15 protein-coding genes are annotated in these 18,556 nt (G+C 28.2%); 14 read left to right on the top strand and 1 reads right to left on the bottom strand.

Features of this window, described 5'->3' with window-relative positions:
• The first annotated feature begins 261 nt into the window (after positions 1 to 261).
• The 12 genes from KQI30_RS02575 (at position 262) to KQI30_RS02520 (ending at position 15,177) form a co-directional block, all read left to right on the top strand.
• Positions 262 to 3,090 carry a bifunctional glycosyltransferase/CDP-glycerol:glycerophosphate glycerophosphotransferase gene (locus tag KQI30_RS02575; RefSeq protein WP_216461595.1) on the top strand — a complete coding sequence of 943 codons (2,829 nt, stop codon included), beginning with the start codon at positions 262 to 264 and terminating at the stop codon, positions 3,088 to 3,090.
• Positions 3,091 to 3,577: 487 nt separating this feature from the next.
• Complete coding sequence (locus KQI30_RS02570; protein WP_216461594.1) at positions 3,578 to 4,063, top strand: VanZ family protein; 486 nt, start codon at positions 3,578 to 3,580, stop codon at positions 4,061 to 4,063.
• 137 nt (positions 4,064 to 4,200) lie between these two features.
• Complete coding sequence (locus KQI30_RS02565) at positions 4,201 to 5,931, top strand: phospho-sugar mutase (protein ID WP_216461593.1); 1,731 nt, start codon at positions 4,201 to 4,203, stop codon at positions 5,929 to 5,931.
• Positions 5,932 to 6,021: 90 nt separating this feature from the next.
• Positions 6,022 to 7,086, top strand: a complete 1,065-nt coding sequence (locus tag KQI30_RS02560; protein WP_216461592.1) for a tetratricopeptide repeat protein — start codon at positions 6,022 to 6,024, stop codon at positions 7,084 to 7,086.
• Between the two features lie 14 nt (positions 7,087 to 7,100).
• Positions 7,101 to 7,964 (top strand): UTP--glucose-1-phosphate uridylyltransferase GalU, encoded by an 864-nt coding sequence (galU, locus tag KQI30_RS02555; protein ID WP_216461591.1) that lies wholly within the window; start codon positions 7,101 to 7,103, stop codon positions 7,962 to 7,964.
• A gap of 98 nt (positions 7,965 to 8,062) precedes the next feature.
• Positions 8,063 to 8,791, top strand: coding sequence for a WecB/TagA/CpsF family glycosyltransferase (locus KQI30_RS02550; protein ID WP_216461590.1), 729 nt, complete (start codon positions 8,063 to 8,065; stop codon positions 8,789 to 8,791).
• Positions 8,791 to 9,783 carry an LCP family protein gene (locus KQI30_RS02545; RefSeq protein ID WP_216461589.1) on the top strand — a complete coding sequence of 331 codons (993 nt, stop codon included), beginning with the start codon at positions 8,791 to 8,793 and terminating at the stop codon, positions 9,781 to 9,783. The genes KQI30_RS02550 and KQI30_RS02545 overlap by 1 nt, the downstream gene beginning before the upstream one ends.
• Positions 9,784 to 9,855: 72 nt before the next feature.
• Positions 9,856 to 11,043, top strand: coding sequence for an O-antigen ligase family protein (locus KQI30_RS02540; RefSeq protein WP_253287350.1), 1,188 nt, complete (start codon positions 9,856 to 9,858; stop codon positions 11,041 to 11,043).
• Positions 11,044 to 11,087: 44 nt separating this feature from the next.
• Complete coding sequence (gene rfbD, locus KQI30_RS02535) at positions 11,088 to 11,930, top strand: dTDP-4-dehydrorhamnose reductase (protein WP_216461587.1); 843 nt, start codon at positions 11,088 to 11,090, stop codon at positions 11,928 to 11,930.
• A 4-nt stretch (positions 11,931 to 11,934) separates the two neighbouring features.
• On the top strand, positions 11,935 to 13,476 hold the full coding sequence (gene murJ / locus KQI30_RS02530) for a murein biosynthesis integral membrane protein MurJ (RefSeq protein ID WP_216461586.1): 1,542 nt from the start codon (positions 11,935 to 11,937) through the stop codon (positions 13,474 to 13,476).
• Positions 13,463 to 14,107: a cyclodeaminase/cyclohydrolase family protein gene (locus tag KQI30_RS02525; RefSeq protein WP_216461585.1), complete on the top strand. Its 645-nt coding sequence runs from the start codon at positions 13,463 to 13,465 to the stop codon at positions 14,105 to 14,107. Before murJ ends, KQI30_RS02525 begins: the two co-directional genes overlap by 14 nt.
• Before the next feature lie 560 nt (positions 14,108 to 14,667).
• Positions 14,668 to 15,177 (top strand): hypothetical protein, encoded by a 510-nt coding sequence (locus tag KQI30_RS02520; protein ID WP_216461584.1) that lies wholly within the window; start codon positions 14,668 to 14,670, stop codon positions 15,175 to 15,177.
• 31 nt (positions 15,178 to 15,208) lie between these two features.
• Here the strand turns inward: KQI30_RS02520 and pdaA are convergent, their stop codons facing one another.
• Positions 15,209 to 16,033, bottom strand: coding sequence for a delta-lactam-biosynthetic de-N-acetylase (gene pdaA / locus KQI30_RS02515; RefSeq protein WP_216461583.1), 825 nt, complete (start codon positions 16,031 to 16,033; stop codon positions 15,209 to 15,211).
• A gap of 84 nt (positions 16,034 to 16,117) precedes the next feature.
• Between pdaA and KQI30_RS02510 the strand changes: the two genes are divergently transcribed.
• Together KQI30_RS02510 and KQI30_RS02505 are read left to right on the top strand one after the other, a co-directional pair.
• Complete coding sequence (locus KQI30_RS02510; protein ID WP_216461582.1) at positions 16,118 to 17,842, top strand: Eco57I restriction-modification methylase domain-containing protein; 1,725 nt, start codon at positions 16,118 to 16,120, stop codon at positions 17,840 to 17,842.
• A 17-nt stretch (positions 17,843 to 17,859) separates the two neighbouring features.
• Complete coding sequence (locus KQI30_RS02505) at positions 17,860 to 18,315, top strand: S-ribosylhomocysteine lyase (protein ID WP_216461581.1); 456 nt, start codon at positions 17,860 to 17,862, stop codon at positions 18,313 to 18,315.
• The last annotated feature ends 241 nt before the right edge of the window (positions 18,316 to 18,556 follow it).

Here is an 18,556-nt window from a genome sequence, read left to right as displayed (position 1 = left end):
AAATAAAAGTAAATATGAAATTCAATTATAAGAAATAATGCATTATATCAATAATAAGGAAGTAATTCTTATTTTAGTAAGTTTGAAAATGCAATAAATATCTTCTACTAACAAAGTGAAAATTTGCTTAAATAAATGTAAAAATAGGGCGATTTAATATTGAACTAATACAATAAAAAATGTGCTATAATCAGCTTGATTTAAGAAAGTAACGTAAGGTATTGCAGTATATATGTAAGAGCTTTAAGGGGGATATTATGAATGAATAAAGTAAAGGTTAGTATAATTGTTACTATATATAATGCAGCGGATTATCTAAGAGAATGTTTGGAGTCTTTAGTAAGTCAAACACTAAAGGAAATAGAAGTTTTTATGATTAATGATGGTTCTACAGATGAAAGTGAAAAGATAGCTGAAGAATATGCTGTTAACTATGAAAATTTTTATATAGTAAATAAAGAACATGGTGGTAATGGTCAATGTAAGAACTATGGAGTATCTTTTGCTAAAGGAGAGTATATAGCATTTTTAAATAGTAATGATTATGTTGCAAATGAAACTTATGAAAAATTGTATGCGATGACTAATGATGGTACAGTTGATATAGTTACAGGTAATGTAGTAAGAATTGATGAAAAAGGAGAAGGATCTTCATTCCTTCATAATAGGGTTTTTAAGGAATCAGTAGAGAATACGCATATAACTAAAAATCCATCTCTTATATATGATACTTTTATTGGAAATAAGATTTTTAGAAAAGAGTTTTGGGATAAAAACAATATAAAGTTTATAGAACATATTGTGGAAGAGGACCTTCCTGTTATAATTCCAGCATTTTTTAATGCTAATTCTACAGCAATATTATCAGATGATGTTTATTATTGGAGAGCTGAAAAAAATTCATTAATAGGGGAGAAAATGAATATTAGTGAGTTTATAGATAGACTTTATGCAATAGAAGTTGTAGATAAGTTTATAACTGATAATGTTAAGGATGGAACATGTACTTATATTAAGAACAATAGGTGGATAAATGTAGACTTTATGTCTTATATTAATAGATTAGATGAAGTTAGACCTCAAAATAGAGGCATGTTTGTTAATATAATAAAGGAATATATTAAAGAAATGCCTAATAGTCTTTTTGATGATCTTAAAGCTATAGATAGAATTAAATACTATTGTATAAAAAATAATGAGCTAGATACTCTTATGGAAGTTATTAATTTTGAAAAAAATAATATAGAATCTCTTGAAGTAATTAGAAAAGGTAATAAGTACATTGGAAAATTCCCTTTTAAAGGTATTCCTAAGGAATATTATGATATGACTATAGAGTTAAATAGAGCGGAAGAAGTTAAGAAAATTAGTAAGATAACTTATGAAGATGGAGTTATGAACTTAAAAGGATATGTTTATATTCCAAGAGTTAATTTAGATAAAAGTGAAATTGTAAAGATGTCAGCCTATTTAATTAATACTAAGAATGGGAAAAAGGCTGAAGTAAAAATAATAAATGAAAAGAAACCTATTATAACACAAAATTATGGAGTTAGAGCGAAAGATTATAAGTTGAATAATCGTTTATTTAATTATGATTGGTGTGGATATAGTATAAACATCGATTTTAATAAAAAAGAAATCATGGCATTAGGTTCTGGAAAGTATAATATTATTATTAATTTAAAGGTACCAGGAATTGATAAAGATATTGTTTTAGGAAATCCATGCAAAGGTAAAGGAGCTACTCCAAAACCATATCTATGGAATCTAAATAAGTTATTAGTTAAATATGATGAAGAGGGTAATTTAATTATTAGTTCAACTAAACAATTTGCAGGTATAACTGCTTGCTCATTTAAAGATGATTCTGTAATTTTAGAAGGTTGGTTTAGTGATAAAGATTATGATAAGAAATTATTAATAATTAATTGGAAGACTGGAGTTCAATTTCCTATTTATGCTGAGGAAAATAAAGAATATACTATAAGTCCAACAATTTTAAAGAAACATCCTAATGCTGAAGGGTTTAAAGTAATTTTAAATAAAGAAAGAGTTATGAAGACTTGGGGTGTTGGTAGTTGGTTTTTCTACTATTTCAGAAATGGTAAAAGAAGACCTTTAACTGGTGTAAACATTCTAAATAAGAGAAAGGCTATTGATAATATTAATTTAGTAAGATTAGATATATCTTTATCTGGAGCTACTATATTAAGAAATACTAAGTTATCTACATATTTAGATAATATCAATATTAATGATGAAAATATAAGATTTGCAACTGTTTTGAATAAAGGGGAATTAAATATAAAAGGTAGCATATCAAAAGTTGCAATAAGATGTGTAACAAAAAAATCTGATGCAGATGTTGTTATACCAGGAGAGATTATTTTCAATGGTAAAGATATTTTGAAGGCTATTTTTAACTTAAAATTAGTAGATAATAAAGGTAGAAGCTTATTAACAGCAAATAATTGGAAAATATATATAGATTATGAAAGTAATGAAGAAAAGGTATCTGATGAATTATATACATTAGAAAATCAAGAGTATGATGTCATTAATACTGATAATCATAAATACACTCTAAATATAAGTAACAAAGGTGTATTAGGTATAAAATCAAAGCTTATATGGAGTTGGATAGATAAAGGACCAAGAAGAAGAGAAGCATTAGAAAGATATGTTTATCCTGCCCTTAGACTGTTACCATTAAATAAGAAAACAGTAGTATTTTCTGAACAAGCTATATCTAATGATGATACATCACCAAAATCTTTATATGAGTATATAGATAAATATTGTCCACAATATAAATGTGTATGGACAGTAAAAGATGAAAGTGAGAAAGTAGCTGGAGGAGCAGAAAAAGTTAGAATTGGTAGCGTTAAATATTTATATTATATGGCTACATCAAAATTTATGGTAAATAACTTAAGTTTACCAGAGTTTTATGAAAAGAGAAAACGTACTATTGAGATTAATACAGTAGATAGAAGTAACATATCTTTGGACAATCAATCAAGAGAATATAATAAGTCCACAGAAATGTTTTTCATCAATGAGGTTTTCAACAAAGCTAGTAGATAGATCCCTTTTAATATATTTTTGGGCTGCTACAATACGATTAAGTTTCGTAGGTGGCAGCTTTTTTATTAAGGAACAAGGCATATATCAGGGCACAAGTATGAAGGCACAAGGCGCAGGTGTCAGTGCACAGGGCACAGTTGTCAGTTCACAGTTATGGATGAAATTCCCTTTGGGGAATTTCTGAGATTTTAAGTGTGATAATTTTATGTATAGAATAAGATAGTTTTCTTAAGAGAGTTACATTTGATATATAAGTATCACAAGGGGCTAATGAAGGTTGCACCTTCATGTAGCTTGAAATAGAAGCTCATGATTTATGAAAACAACACTTAAGTATAATAGTTTTATATATGCACTAAACATATCTATAACTATTCACTCTTACCTATTCATTCCGAAACTATGCACTGAAATTTGATAGTCTTGTCCAAAAATATTGCTAGTGGTAAAATAATGTTTAAAATAAACATATGATGGGGGTAGATATATGAAGAAGGGGATAATTATTATAATATGTATTACAATTATAGGTTTTATATTTTACAATTCTAGCCAAACAGGAACTAGTTCTAATGATAGAAGTAGAGGCGTAATGCAAAAAATAATTGAAAGTGATTATATAAGCTCATCTTTTGATGGTGTAAATAAGGATAAATTAAATAAATTATTTAGAAAGTGTGCCCATGTAGCGGAATATTGTTTATTAGCATTTATTTTAGGAATAGCATTTCAAATACTTAAAGTTAATAATGGAAAATATATAATTCATATATTATTTACAATATTATTAATAGCGGTATTAGATGAATTTTATCAAATGTATATTCCAGGAAGAAATTCTAATGTATTAGATGTTTTAATTGATTTTTCAGGAGGAATAATAGGTACTATTATATTTACTGCACTTAGGAAAGGAATATTTTTACTGGCAAAAGGGTTTGGAAGAAGTCATAGCAAGAAAATTCGTCATTAATGCTGATAAAAGCTAGTTATTTAAGATAAATTTATTCAAGAAATATTTAAAAGTAATATCGATTTCATTTTACATTTTAACGTTTTGTTAGTATAATACAATTTAGAGATGATTTAATGTAACGTAGGAGGGAACATATGGATTATAGAACTAAATATGATGAATGGATTAATTCATCAATTATTGATGAAGATACTAAAAATGAGTTAAAGGCAATAACAGATGAGAAAGAAATAGAAGATAGATTTTATAAAGACTTAGAATTCGGTACTGGTGGATTAAGAGGGGTTATTGGTGCTGGAAGTAATAGAATGAATATTTACACAGTAGGACTTGCAACTCAAGGTTTTGCTAACTACTTAAATAATAAGTTTACAGGAGAAATATCAGTTAGTATTGCTCATGATTCAAGAATCAAAAGTGATGTTTTCTCTAAGAGAGCTGCTACAATTTTAGCTGCAAATGGAATAAAAGTTAACTTATTTGATTCTTTAAGACCAGTTCCAGAACTTTCATTCTCTGTTAGAGAATTAAAATGCAAAGGTGGTATAGCGATAACTGCTTCTCACAATCCAAAGCAATATAACGGTTATAAAGTATATGGACCAGAAGGATACCAAGTTACAGATGCTGATGCAACCGCTATAATAGATTTTGTTAACAAGGTTACTTCTTTTGCAGATATAAAGACAGTAGATTTTGATGAAGCAATTAAGAATGGAATGATTAAAATTGTTTCAGAAGAAGTTGACAAACCATATGTAGAAGCAGTAAAGAGTGCAACAATAAGAAAAGAATTAATAAAAGAAAAAGCTAAGGATTTAAAAATCATATATACTCCAATTCATGGAACTGGAAATATACCAGTAAGAAGAGTGTTAACAGAACTTGGATATACAGGATTAAATGTGGTTAAGGAACAAGAGTTACCAGATGGTAATTTCCCAACAGCTCCATATCCAAATCCAGAAGATCCAAAGGTATTTAAATTAGCTTTAGAAATGGCTAAAGAAATATCACCAGATATCATATTTGGTACAGACCCAGATGCTGATAGAATTGGTGTTGTTGTTAAAGATTCTAAAGGAGAATATCAAATTCTTTCAGGAAATCAAACAGGAGTTTTATTAACTCACTATATTTTAAGTTCTCTTAAGGAATTAAATCAATTAAAAGATAATTCAGTAGTAATAAAAACAATAGTTACTTCTGAAATGGCTAGAAAAGTTTGTGAAGACTTTAATGTTGAAATCATGGATGTTTTAACTGGATTTAAGTATATCGGTGAAAAAATCACTCAATTTGAAAAAGATGGTTCACACACTTATGTATTTGGATTTGAAGAAAGTTATGGTTCATTAATTGGAACACATGCTAGAGATAAAGATGCTGTTGTTACAGCTGCATTAGTATGTGAAATGACCTTATATTATAAGAATAAAGGATTAAGTCTTTATGATGCATTTATAGAATTAGGTAAGAAATATGGATTCTATCAAGAAAACTTAGTTTCTATAGAACTTCAAGGAAAAGAAGGTCAAGAAAAGATTTCTAAGTGTTTAGATCAATTAAGAAAAAATCCTGTTACTGAAGTAAATGGAGTTAAAGTAGCTACTGCTTATGACTATAAGGAATCTGTAGAAAAAGACTTAGCTTCAGGAAAAACTAGTGCTATAGATTTACCAAAATCAAATGTATTAAAATATGTTTTAGAAGATGGTTCTTGGTTTGTTGTAAGACCTTCTGGTACTGAACCAAAGATGAAGGCTTATATTGCAGTAGTAGGAAATAGTGTAGAAGATGCTAAGAAGAAAGTAGAAGTATTTAAAGAAAAAGTTATGGCAATAATAAATAAAGCTATGGCTTAGTAAATAAATATTATTTTAAATTAAAAAAACTATAGCGGAGGTCCTAAGTATGTGGACTTTGCTATAGTTTTTTAAACTATAGGAGGCAATATGGATATAAAAGCTAAATTTAGAGATAAGGTTTCGAAGTTACTATTTTTAGAAATGGATAGGGAAAGATTGAAAAGATTTTTTAATATAGAATTATCAGAATCAGTGTATATGCCACTTAAAAGTAGTAGTTTATATGAAAGAATTGAAAGAAATGAATCTTTAGAAGAAGTTAATTTAGGATTTTTTATAGAAGGTATGTTTTATGTTTTAGGTGGAGATCCTTCATTTAAATTTAATGGAATTTATAAAGAGATATTATTTGAAGATAATTATATAAAATATATAAAAGGAATAATAGCTAAATATGTTAATGAAAATAATTTAGAAGATGCTTATATATTAATTAAGGGTCTTTTAGTAGTTGAACCATCAAAGGAAAACTATGATAAATATTTTTATCTTGCTAAAGAAATATATTTTGTAGATAAAGAATATAAGGATGACATATTAGAAGTTGTAGAAAAGACAAAAGAAATGAAGGATTATGCTACAGGATATCTTGTAGAAGGAATTATAAAGAGAGATGAAGATGACTTCCAAGGAGCATTATTCTCTTTAAATACTTATATTTCTAAAGGTGGAGAAGAAACTGAAGAAGTAAAAGAGATGATGGATGGGTTATCCAAGGTAAGAGCTTATGAAAAAGGTAAAGAATTGTTGTATGCATCTCCAATAGAAGCTCTTAATTACTTAGTGCCTCTTGTAGAAGATTTTAAAGATGATGCAATTTTATATTATTATATAGGAAAAGGTTATAGATTAGCTGAAAGATATGATTTAGCAATAGAAGCTCTTAATATGGCATTAGCACTTGATAATGATTTAGTTGATGTTGTTTATGAAATGGGATTATCATATGCTTGTTTAGGAGATTATAAAACTGCAATAGAGTATTTTAGGAAGACATTTGAGTCATTAAAGACAATAGAAGTTTGCACAAACCTTATAATGTGTTATTATTATTTAGGAGATATAAAAAATGCAAAATTGCATGTTGAACTTGCAGAAAAAATTGATTCAAATGATGAAGTGTTAAAACAGATAAAAGATATGTTACATTAGGAGGAGTATTGAAAATGAAAGTAAAAAAGGCTATTATACCAGCTGCGGGATTGGGTACTAGGTTCTTGCCAGCTACAAAAGCACAACCAAAGGAGATGTTACCGATAGTAGATAAGCCTACAATTCAATACATAATTGAAGAGGCTGTAGCATCAGGGATAGAAGAGATTCTTATAATAACAGGAAAAAGTAAACGAGCTATAGAAGATCACTTTGATAAATCTCTAGAACTAGAGATGCAATTAAAAGAATCAGGAAAAGATGATTTGCTTAAGATTGTTCAAGATATTTCGAATTTGGTAGATATACACTATATAAGACAAAAAGAACCAAAGGGATTAGGTCATGCTATTCATTGTGCAAAGACATTCGTTGGTAATGAGCCATTTGCAGTTATGCTTGGAGATGATGTTGTAGATAGTGAAGTCCCATGTTTAAAACAATTAATTGATTGTTTTGATGAATATAAAACATCAGTATTAGGGGTACAAAGAGTAGCAGAAGATCAAGTGTCAAAGTATGGAATTGTAGAAGGCATAGAAATAGAAGATAGAGTATATAAGGTTAGAAACCTTGTTGAAAAGCCTAAGGAAGGCGAAACTAATTCTAATATAGCTATTCTTGGAAGATACATAATAACTCCAAAGATTTTTGAAATTTTAGAACATACTGCACCAGGAAAAGGCGGAGAAATTCAACTTACTGATGCACTTCAAACTTTAATGGGAGAAGAAGCAATGTATGCATATAACTTTGAAGGCAGAAGATATGATGTAGGGGATAAACTAGGATTTTTACAAGCTACTGTAGAATATGCTTTAAAAAGAGAAGAATTAAAAGATGATTTTAGAGAATATTTAAAATCATTAGATTTATAATATTTATATAGAAATCTCTTTGATTTTCAGAGAGATTTCTCTTAATATTTAAGGAAAAATGCAATATTGTTATAAAACGATGTTCATTAGGAGGATAAATGTTTAGTAAAATAAGAGGATTTAAGGTTTTTAACAAAGATTTTAATACATGTATATCATATATATTAGAAAAAGCTAAAACAGGAAAGGTACATGTTGTATCTGGAAATCCTGAGGTTTTAACTTTTGGAGAAAAAGATAAACTACTAAACGATGAGTTTAAGAAGGATACTACAGTAATAATACCTGATGGAATTGGAGTAGTAATTGCTTCAAAATTTGCTGGTGAACCTGTAAGTGAAAAAATTGCAGGTATTGAGGTAGTAGAAAAATTATTATCTATATACGAAAAAGAGAATAAGGGAATATTCTTATTAGGGGCAAAAGAAGAGGTTATAGTAGATACGTATAAAAGTATACAAGTTAAGTATCCTAAATTAAACATTACTGGCTATAATAATGGATATTTTGATATAGATAATTGTGATGAACTTATAGATAGAATAAATGAAGGAAATCCAGATGCTATTTTTGTAGCTATGGGGTGTCCAAGACAAGAAAAGTTTATTAGGAAGTATTTTGATAAGTTAAATTGCAAGGTATTTATGGGGATCGGTGGAGCTTTTGATGTAATAAGTGGAAAAAGTAATAGAGCACCAAGATGGATGATAAATTGTGGTCTTGAATGGTTGTATAGGGTAATAAAGGAACCATTTAGAATAAAAAGGTTAGCTGTAATTCCTAAATATCTTTTAAAGGTTATTTTCAATAATAAGGGGGAGAAGTAATGGCAAGATCTGATAGATATAAAAGCAAAAAAAAGATGTCTACAGGTAAAAAGGTAGCTATTTCTATAGTAAGTGTGATATTGGTATTGGCTTTAATCGGTGGTGGAGTTTTTGCATATGGCTATAGCAAGTTTTCAAAAATGAAACAGGTGAAACTTAGTGATAAGGCAGAAGATATTGGTATAACTAAAGATACAGAAGACATGATAAAAGATAAAAATAAGGTTAAAAATATACTTATAACAGGAATTGATCATGATGAAGATGCTACAGATACTATGATGATTGTTACTATTGATGATACTGAAAAAAAGATAAAGTTAGCATCTATTTATAGAGATACATATATAAAGAACACACCAGAGGGACAAGTTCCGAAACTTAATTATGCTCATAAATATGGTGGAATTCAAAATACAGTTAAAGTAATTAATGAAAGTTTTAAGCTAGATATAAGAGATTATGTTAATGTTGATTATGAAGGATTTTTTAAGATAATTGATATTGTTGGTGGCGTTGAGATGAATGTTCCATCAGATGATATATATGCTATTAATAATAAAATAGATTATATATGTAGTAAGGATTTTAAAGATGTTAAACCATCTGAAAATTATCTAAAAAAAGGTGGAAAACAAAAGTTAAACACTGTTCAAACAATGGCAATGTTAAGATATAGAACTAGCTCAGGAGACTATGCTAGAACTGATAGAAATAGAGAATTTATTGATGCTATGATAAAGAAACTTAGTAATTCTGGCATCAATAAGATGATAGAAGTTTATGATACTGTAGCTCCTTATGTAGAGACAACTCTATCAATGAAGGATCTAATGGGTATTGGTACATCTATTGTATCTTTTGGAGGAAACGATATAGAACAAGCTGCATTCCCATATGATGCAGAAACAATATTTGTTGATGGGTGGAATTATTTCGGTTGGGATGAAGAGAGCAATATAGAAAAAATTCATCAATTTATCTATGAATAGTAATAAAATTTGGGTATACTAATATGTAAGCGCAATCTTAAAAAGAATAGAAAGTTTGGTGAAATTATGATTATGAAGATTTTTAAGATATTATTTCCGATATATCTTATTATCTTTCCATTATTTCCAGCAGAGATAAATAAAAGAACATTATTTACAGAATTTTTTCTACTGGGGATTTTAATAATATATGTTATAGGAAAATTTATAAAGGACAGAGACGAGTTCGCTAATGAAGTTAGAAGCTTTCTTAAGAGTAATCTTATTAGGATTTTGCTTGTAATAACAATATTTATGGGGATATCCGTTTTATATAGTCCAAGTAAATTATTAGCATTAAGAGATACATTAAGATTTTTAGTGGCAACAGGACTTATTTTTATTGTAAAAAATGAATACAGTAATAAGTTTAGATTAAACAATTTAATAAAGTTAATATATATACCTGCATTTATTGAGATGATGTATGGTCTATATGAAAAGCTAAGTGGGAAAATTGAATTCTTTACAGGTGATATTGGAAGAATTCAAGGGACAATGGGACACCCTACTATTTTAGCAGGATATGCTACAATATTATTTTTTCCATTGTTTTTTATAATGGTAGCTGAAAAAAATAAAAAGTGGAAAATATTTTACATAATAGAGTTAATTTCTTTTGTGGTAATTATATTCTTAACTCAATCTAGATCTAGTTGGTTAGCATTTGGTATAGGTGCTTTAGTACTTTGTATATACTACAGTTATAAATTAATCTTTTTATTTATAATTGGTGGTGGTGTTGCACTTCTAAGTCCAGATATAAGGGAAAGACTATTGGGATTCACTAATGATGCTGGAAGATTTAATATTTGGAAACTTGCGATTAAGTGCTATAAAGATCATCCTATAAAAGGTGTAGGCGCAGGAAATTATGAAGCAGTGCATCCAGATTATGTTCTTAAGTATCCAGAACTTAATCCTGGTGAATATATTTATCATACACATAATGTATATTTAAAGATGGCAACAGAACTTGGAACAATAGGCTTAGGATTATTTATTGTTGCTATAGGATTTATTTACGGAAAGCTAGTGAAAGTTTATAAGATAGCTGAGGAATACAAAAACTTAGTAGTTGGTATAATAATTTCAATATCAGTTTTTGTATTTGTAGTAAGTATTTTTGATAATCTTATCTTATCACCTAAAATAATGAATTATTTCTTCATTTTTATTGGGATGTTATTCGCTGTTGAAAAAATAAAGGAAGATGAATAAGATAATTTTATATATTGACAGATTTTAAAGGAGAGAAAATTTATATGAAAATTTTAATAACAGGGGCAAATGGACAATTAGGAAGAGAGTTAACAAAGCAATATAAAGAAAAGGGAAATGTTGAGCTTATTTTAACAGATGTTGATACATTAGATATTACTAATGTTAATGATGTATACAAAATGGTAAATGAAACAAGACCTGATGTAATAATTAACTGTGCTGCTCATACTGCAGTAGATAAGTGTGAAGATGATGTTGATAATGCATATAAGATAAATGCAGTAGGTCCTAAGAATTTAGCTGCAGCAATGAATGCTATCGGTGGAGAAATAGTTCAAGTTTCTACTGATTATGTTTTTGATGGAACATCTGAAAAGCCATATTTAGAGTTTGATAAGCCATGTCCAGCATCAGTTTATGGTCAAACAAAATATGATGGTGAAGAATTTGTTAAATCATTAAATCCAAAACACTATATTGTAAGAACTGCATGGCTTTATGGAGATGGAAATAACTTTGTTAAGACAATGATTAGACTTGGTGAAAATAATCCAGAAGTTAAAGTAGTAAATGATCAATTTGGTAGCCCAACTTCAACTACAGATTTAGCAAGAGTTATAATTTCACTTGTTGAAAATAAAAATTATGGAATTTTCCATGCTACTTGTAAAGGACAATGCTCATGGTATGATTTTGCAAAAGAAATTTTTGAATTAAAAGGAATGGACGTTAACTTACTTCCATGTACTTCAGAAGAATTTAAGAGTAGAGCAAAGAGACCAAAGTATTCAGTACTTAGAAATTATATGCTAGAGCTTACAACTGGCGATATAACAAGAGATTGGAAGGAGTCTCTAAAGGAATATTTAGAGAACTTAAAGTAATAATATGAATATTAAGAAATTAGCTAATAGTTCATTGATAGTAATGATAGTTTTAGTAGTTTCTAAATTTTTAGGTCTTATTAGAGATTCTTTAATGGCAAAAAGCTTTGGACTAAATGATGTCCAAAGCTTTGCTTTAGGAACTACTATGTTATTTATAAGTATAAGTTATGGTATTACAGCAGTACTTATACCAATACATTCAAAAATTAAAGAGATAAAAAATCAAGATGAGAGAAATATCTTTATAAGTAATGTAATAAATGTTGTTATGATTTTTACATTACTTATTGTATTTGGATGTATAGCAGGTGCTAAATATATAGTATTGATATTTGGTTCTTCTCTTGCTAGAGATGCAGCAGTTTATGCTGAAGCAGTATATCTTCTAAGGGTAATGCTTTTATCATTATTATTCGTAAGTGTACAGAGTATATTAACAGCAGTGTTACAATGTTATAACAAGTTTTTAATAACATCATCAGCACCGATATTTTCAAATTTAATATACATATTATATTTATTGATTTTTGTAAATAAGTTTGGATTAAGAGGTTTTGGATTTGCTACAGTATTAGGTTTCTTTACTATGATGGCAATTAATATTCCTACTTTCATAAAATTAGGATACAGATATAAGTTTGTTATTGATTTTAATGATGAAAATATAAAACAAATGGGTAAACAATTAGTTCCAATAGTACTATGTTCATCACTAGTTCAAATAAACATATTTATTGTAAGGGGATTTGCTGGATCACTTGCACCGGGATATATGGCGGCAATTGATTATGCTAATCGTTTAGATATGCTAGTCTATGAAGTCTTTGCTCAAGCTATAACTATTGTAATTTATCCAACATTAGCTTTATATATATCAAAGAAGGATTCTAAAGGTTTTAGCAAAGAGTTAGTAAAGGGAATTAATTTAGTGATGATGCTAATGGTACCAGCATCTATAGGTCTTCTTGTTTTAAGAGAGCCATTACTTGCAATATACCTTAAAAGAGGAGAGTTTACTGCATCAAGTGTTACTCTTACAAGCAATGCATTAATGTATTATATACCAACAATGATAGGGTATGGAGTAAGAGATGTTATAAATAGAGGATTTTTTTCTATAAATAATGTAAAGACTCCAATGATGAATTCTATCTTAAATGTTATATTAAATATTTTAGCCTGTGCAATGGCAGTAGGCACTGGATCTATTAAAGCAATTGCTTTAGCTAGTTCTATAGCTACTATAATATCTACAGTAATTTTATTTATGTCACTTAAGAAGAAAATAGAAGATATAGATATGGGCAATATAATTAAAGCAATACTTAAGATATTAGTAGCAAGTATAGTAATGGGGGTTATGGTGTACTTTACAAATAATATTTTAGTAGACATAACAAATAGTGAAATGTTAAATTACTTAATTACTTTGGTGGCATCGACATTGGTGGGTGTAGTAGTATATTTTATTTTATTATTAGTTTTAAAGCTAGAAGATTTAAAATACTATATTAAGGTGGTAAAGAAAAATGAAAAATGTTAAAATTGGAGATTTTATTGAAGATTTATATTCTGATAAGCCAGCACCAGGAGGCGGCGGTGCAGCAGCGTTAGCAGGAGCATTAAGTTCAGCACTTTGTGGAATGGTATATAACTTAAGTGTACATAAAAAGTTTTTTGAAGAATATGATGAAAATATTAAAAATGAATTTTTTACCGGATTAGAAAAATTAGATAAACTTAAAGATAAAATGATAGACTATATAGCTAAGGATGGAGAAGCATTTAATGGCTTAATGAGCACTTTTAAGTTACCAAAAGACACAGAAGAAGAAAAAAAATATAGAACAGAAGCTATTCAAAAAGCTTATAAAGATTCATTAAATTCGCCACTAGCTATGGTAGAAGAAGCTTTAGAGGTTTATGAGCTACTAATAATAGGGGCTAATTACGGAAATCCAAATTTAATTTCTGATATATCAGTAGGAGCTTTAATGTTAAATAGTACTATAAGAAGTGGAATAGTAAATGTAAATATAAATCTTGCAGGTATTAAGGATTTAGATTATAAAACTTCTATAGAAGCTAAATGTAACGAGATATTGAAGTTGAATGAGGAAAATACAAAAGAAGTTGAAGAGATATGTATGAAAAAGTTAGGATTTAAATATTAATAATAAAATTTAGGAGCCTTTCAATAGGCTCCTTTTTTTATGGGCGTAGCCCTTTTCCGCAATGCAGCTAAAATGGACAAGCGTATAAAGATAACATTATGTCGCATATTGTAACAAGTAATATATGTTAAAAATTAAGAAATGCATTAACTATATTAATGTTATAGCACTAATATAAAAGTGCAGATCATAGATATGATTAATGAATTGTAGCAACTAATTAGTGAAACTGAGATACCATAAAACACTGAAAATAACTTGATTACAATTAAATTAGCATAATTGGATTTATACTGGTAGTACTTAATTAATGAAGTTGAGGTGGTAAAAAGGGCGTAGCCCTTAATACGTAAGGAGGAGAAGGATAGAAAATTATTTATTCAGTATTAATAAGGTTAACAGTTACATTAATCATGTTTAAGTACCACATTAAAATAAATAAGTGACGTAGAAATACATTTAATGAATATGGGGATTTTTTGCACTAAAACTGTATAGTAATAATTGGAATTGTCAAAAATCAAAATATCAAAAGTAAATTGTAGGATGGTATTAATATAATGAAGAAACAGGTATTTGATGTGATGATGAAACTAAGTTCACCTAATAAATTTACCACTAAAAATTTAGATTTTAGAGAAAAATATAGCGATATCTTTGCTGCTATGGAATATTTTAATTATAAATGTGCAAATAAAAAAGTTAGAATTTTAGATGTAAAAGTAGACTATATACAAGTTAGATTAGACATGGTATCCGAAGAGGGAGATATGACTCCGATACGTCAATTATCAGCAATGAGCAGATACTTATATAATCAATGTGGCTGGAGTAAGTATAGTAATTTAAAGCATAGGTTATTTTATATTTACATGTGGCAAGAAAGAGAATATGATCAGTATAGCATTGATGCAGTGATAAATGAGAAGCAGAGAGCATCAAAGGCAATTAGTGATGATGAAATGCTAAATTTTCTTGGATTAATAGTAAAAAATCAAGAAATGGGAGATAAGGAAAGAAAGAAAAAAATTCTTGGTGAAGTGAAATCTATTTTGTTAAGATATATTTAAAAAAGGATGCTCTATTTTTAGAGCATCCTTTTTACATTTCATCAAGAGTGTGGAAGGTGTAACCTTCGGCTTGTAAATCTTTTAGTACAGAATCTAATATTTCTGCATTAGTCTTTGATACAGAATGAAGCAAGAATACTTCACCGTTATGGAGACATTCTTTTATTATTTTCTTTGCTACTGATGGATCCATTTGTTTATTATTATCCCAGTCTTTATATGCAAAGCTCCAAAGCATACTCTTATAACCTAATTTAGTTGTATAGTATAATGAGAGTTCAGAGAATTCACCCATTGGTGGTCTAAAGTATTTAGGCATCTCTTGGCCTGTTATTTCTTTATAGGTTTCTGAATTTGTAACTAATTCTTTTTCAAATTTAGAAAAGTCAGTTACAGTAGGCATAGATGGATGGGTTGTAGTATGATTACCAACAATATGTCCTTCTTGTACCATTCTTTTTATTATATTAGGATTTTCTTTCATATATGGTGTAGTAACAAAAAATGCTGCTTTTACATTATTATTTTTTAGAGCATCTAATATTTTTTCTGTATAACCATTTTCATAACCACTATCGAAAGTCAAATATAAATTTTTACCGTCAGTTTTTCCAAGATAATGACCATCATATTTATTAAAAAGATTATCTATTTCACTTCCTGCGCAAGGAATTTCACCATTCTTGCAATGTTTTATACCGAATCCGATTTTCTTTCTACTTAAAGAATTACAATTTACAGAAGGGGCTTCTGTAGTTAAAGTTGTTTTTGCATTGCATATGTATGGATGAAAGCTACATAGCATTGATGTTACAGTAGTCGTTGCAATGAGAAGAGATATAAGTGATTTTTTCATAATAACACTCCATTCTTTATTTTTCATCATATTTAAGTTATAATGTTTTGTGTTGCGTAGGTATTTCATCACTAAGGAGGAGCAATGGATAACTATATTCTTGAAATTAAAAATTTATTTGATATTATTATTAACAAAGATATTCATAATTATTACAAAGACATAGCTATAGAGAATTTTAGGCGTAAATTTAATTTAGGTGATGTGACTTTCTCAGATAGCTATTATATAAGTTATGTAAAAGGTGAAAAAACTAGAGGAGTAGTATATACACCAGAAGATATAGCTGATTATATAGTTATGGAGACATTAAGAGATGATGAAATATTAAAAAACCCATTTGTGAAAATAGTAGATCCTTCTTGTGGTGGTGGGAGATTAATTATCTCTACATATAAATATCTAAAAGAATTATTTCTTAATAATAATGAAGTATTAGAGAAATTTAACATTAAAAATATAGATGAGCATATAATTAGTAATAATTTATATGGATACGATATAGATGACATAGCTATAAAATCATTAATTATTGATTTATTCACAATTTCTGGATTTATCAACAGGGAAAATTTTAAAGCTGTGGATTATTTATTTTCAAATGAAGAGAAGTTTGATTATATATTAGGAAATCCTCCATATGTGGGGATTAAATCTATTGATAAAGAATACTCTAAAAAATTAAAAGAAGCTTATAAAAATGTGTATATAGATAAAGGTGATTTATCTTATTGCTTCTTTCATAAGGGAATTGAGTCATTAAATACTAATGGAAGATTAACATTTATAACATCGAGATATTTTTTAGAATCACCATCAGGAGAAGAACTTCGTAAGACTTTAAAGGAATTTTGCAAAATATATAAGATAATAGATTATTATGGTGTGAGACCTTTTAAAGGTATTGGAGTGGATCCTGTTATTATATTTTTAGAGAATTCTAAAGAAAGAGTATATGAAATAGATGTATTTAAACCTAAGAAGATAGCTAAAAATATAAGCGTTATAAATAATCTATATGATGAGAATAGAGTTAAGAATTTCAAGGTTAATAGTTTATGGCTTAATGATAAAAGCTGGATTTTAAGAAGTGAAGAAGAAATGAATATAATTAACAAAATAGAAAACAAATCATTTTGTTCTTTAGGTAACATATGTAATTCTTATCAAGGGATAATTACTGGTTGTGATAAATCATTTGTAGTTACAGATGGTGATATAGAAGAGTATTCTATTGAGAGAGAATTAATTCATCCATGGATAAAGAGTTCAGATATAAATAAGTATTCATTAAAAGATACAAAAAAGTATATTATATATGGTGATGATATAGATAATGTAGAAAAATATAGAGGTGCTATATCATTTATAGAGAGAAATAAGGATAAGCTTTTAAATAGAAGAGAAACGAAAAAGGGGATGAGACAGTGGTATCATCTTCAATGGGGAAGAAATAAAAATATCTTTGAGAGCAAAAAGATAGTATTGCCTTATAAAAGTTCTTCTAATAGATTTGCTTTAGATAAGGGTAGTTTCTTTTCAGCGGATGTATATGCACTAATTTTAAATACTGATAGACCTTTTTCATATGATTATTTATTAAAAATTTTAAATTCTGATGTATATGAATTTTATTTCAAATCCTTTGGAAAGAAATTAGGAGAAAATTTATATGAATATTATCCTAATAATCTTATGAAGCTTTGTATCCCCACAGAATTTGATTTTGAAAAGGAAGAAGATTTATATAAGTTTTTCAATTTTACAGATAGAGAAGTGAATATAATTAAAGAAAATGTTATTATATAATAAAGGAGATGACATATATGTATAAAGTAGAAAGTTTTTCATTAGATCATACAAAAGTTAGAGCACCGTTTGTTAGAAGATGTTGTGTACTTAAAGGAAGCAAAGGTGATGTAGTTTCTAAATTTGATTTAAGATTTGTACAACCAAACAAAGAGTTAATGGATATGAGAGCTGTTCATACTATGGAACACTTATTAGCTGAAAATATGAGAGACAAGATGGAGAATATTATAGATTTATCTCCAATGGGATGCAGAACAGGATTCTATTTAACAGTATGGGGTGAAGTAGAGCCAGAAGAAGTTTTAGAAGCATTAAAATATGGATTAAACAAGGTTTTAGAAGCAGAAGATATACCAGCAGCTAATGAAGTTCAATGTGGTAGCTACAAAGAGCATTCATTAGAAGGAGCTAAAGAACTTGCAAGAAAAGTTTTAGATGGTGGTCTTTCAACTAAGTTTATGATGGAATAGTAGTAGTGGCAATGAATAACATTGCTATTTAGTACGTTTAAAAAACGGGACTGTCGCACAAAGAAGTCAGATTAAAGTGCGGCAGTTTTTTATTAAAATAGAATATCAGTGCACAGGTGTCAGTTCACAGTGCACAGTGATGGATGAAATCCCCTTTGGGGAATTTCTGAGATTTTAAGTGCAATAATTTTGTGTATAGAATGAGATAGTATCCTTCATAATAAAAGGAGGTATCGCTAAC

Origin of the sequence: Clostridium bornimense (genome assembly GCF_018917145.1) — a bacterium.
GTDB lineage: Bacteria > Bacillota > Clostridia > Clostridiales > Clostridiaceae > Clostridium_AN > Clostridium_AN bornimense_A.
The sequence above is the reverse complement of the archived record's forward strand: the minus strand, read 5'-3'. Positions and strand labels throughout refer to the sequence as shown.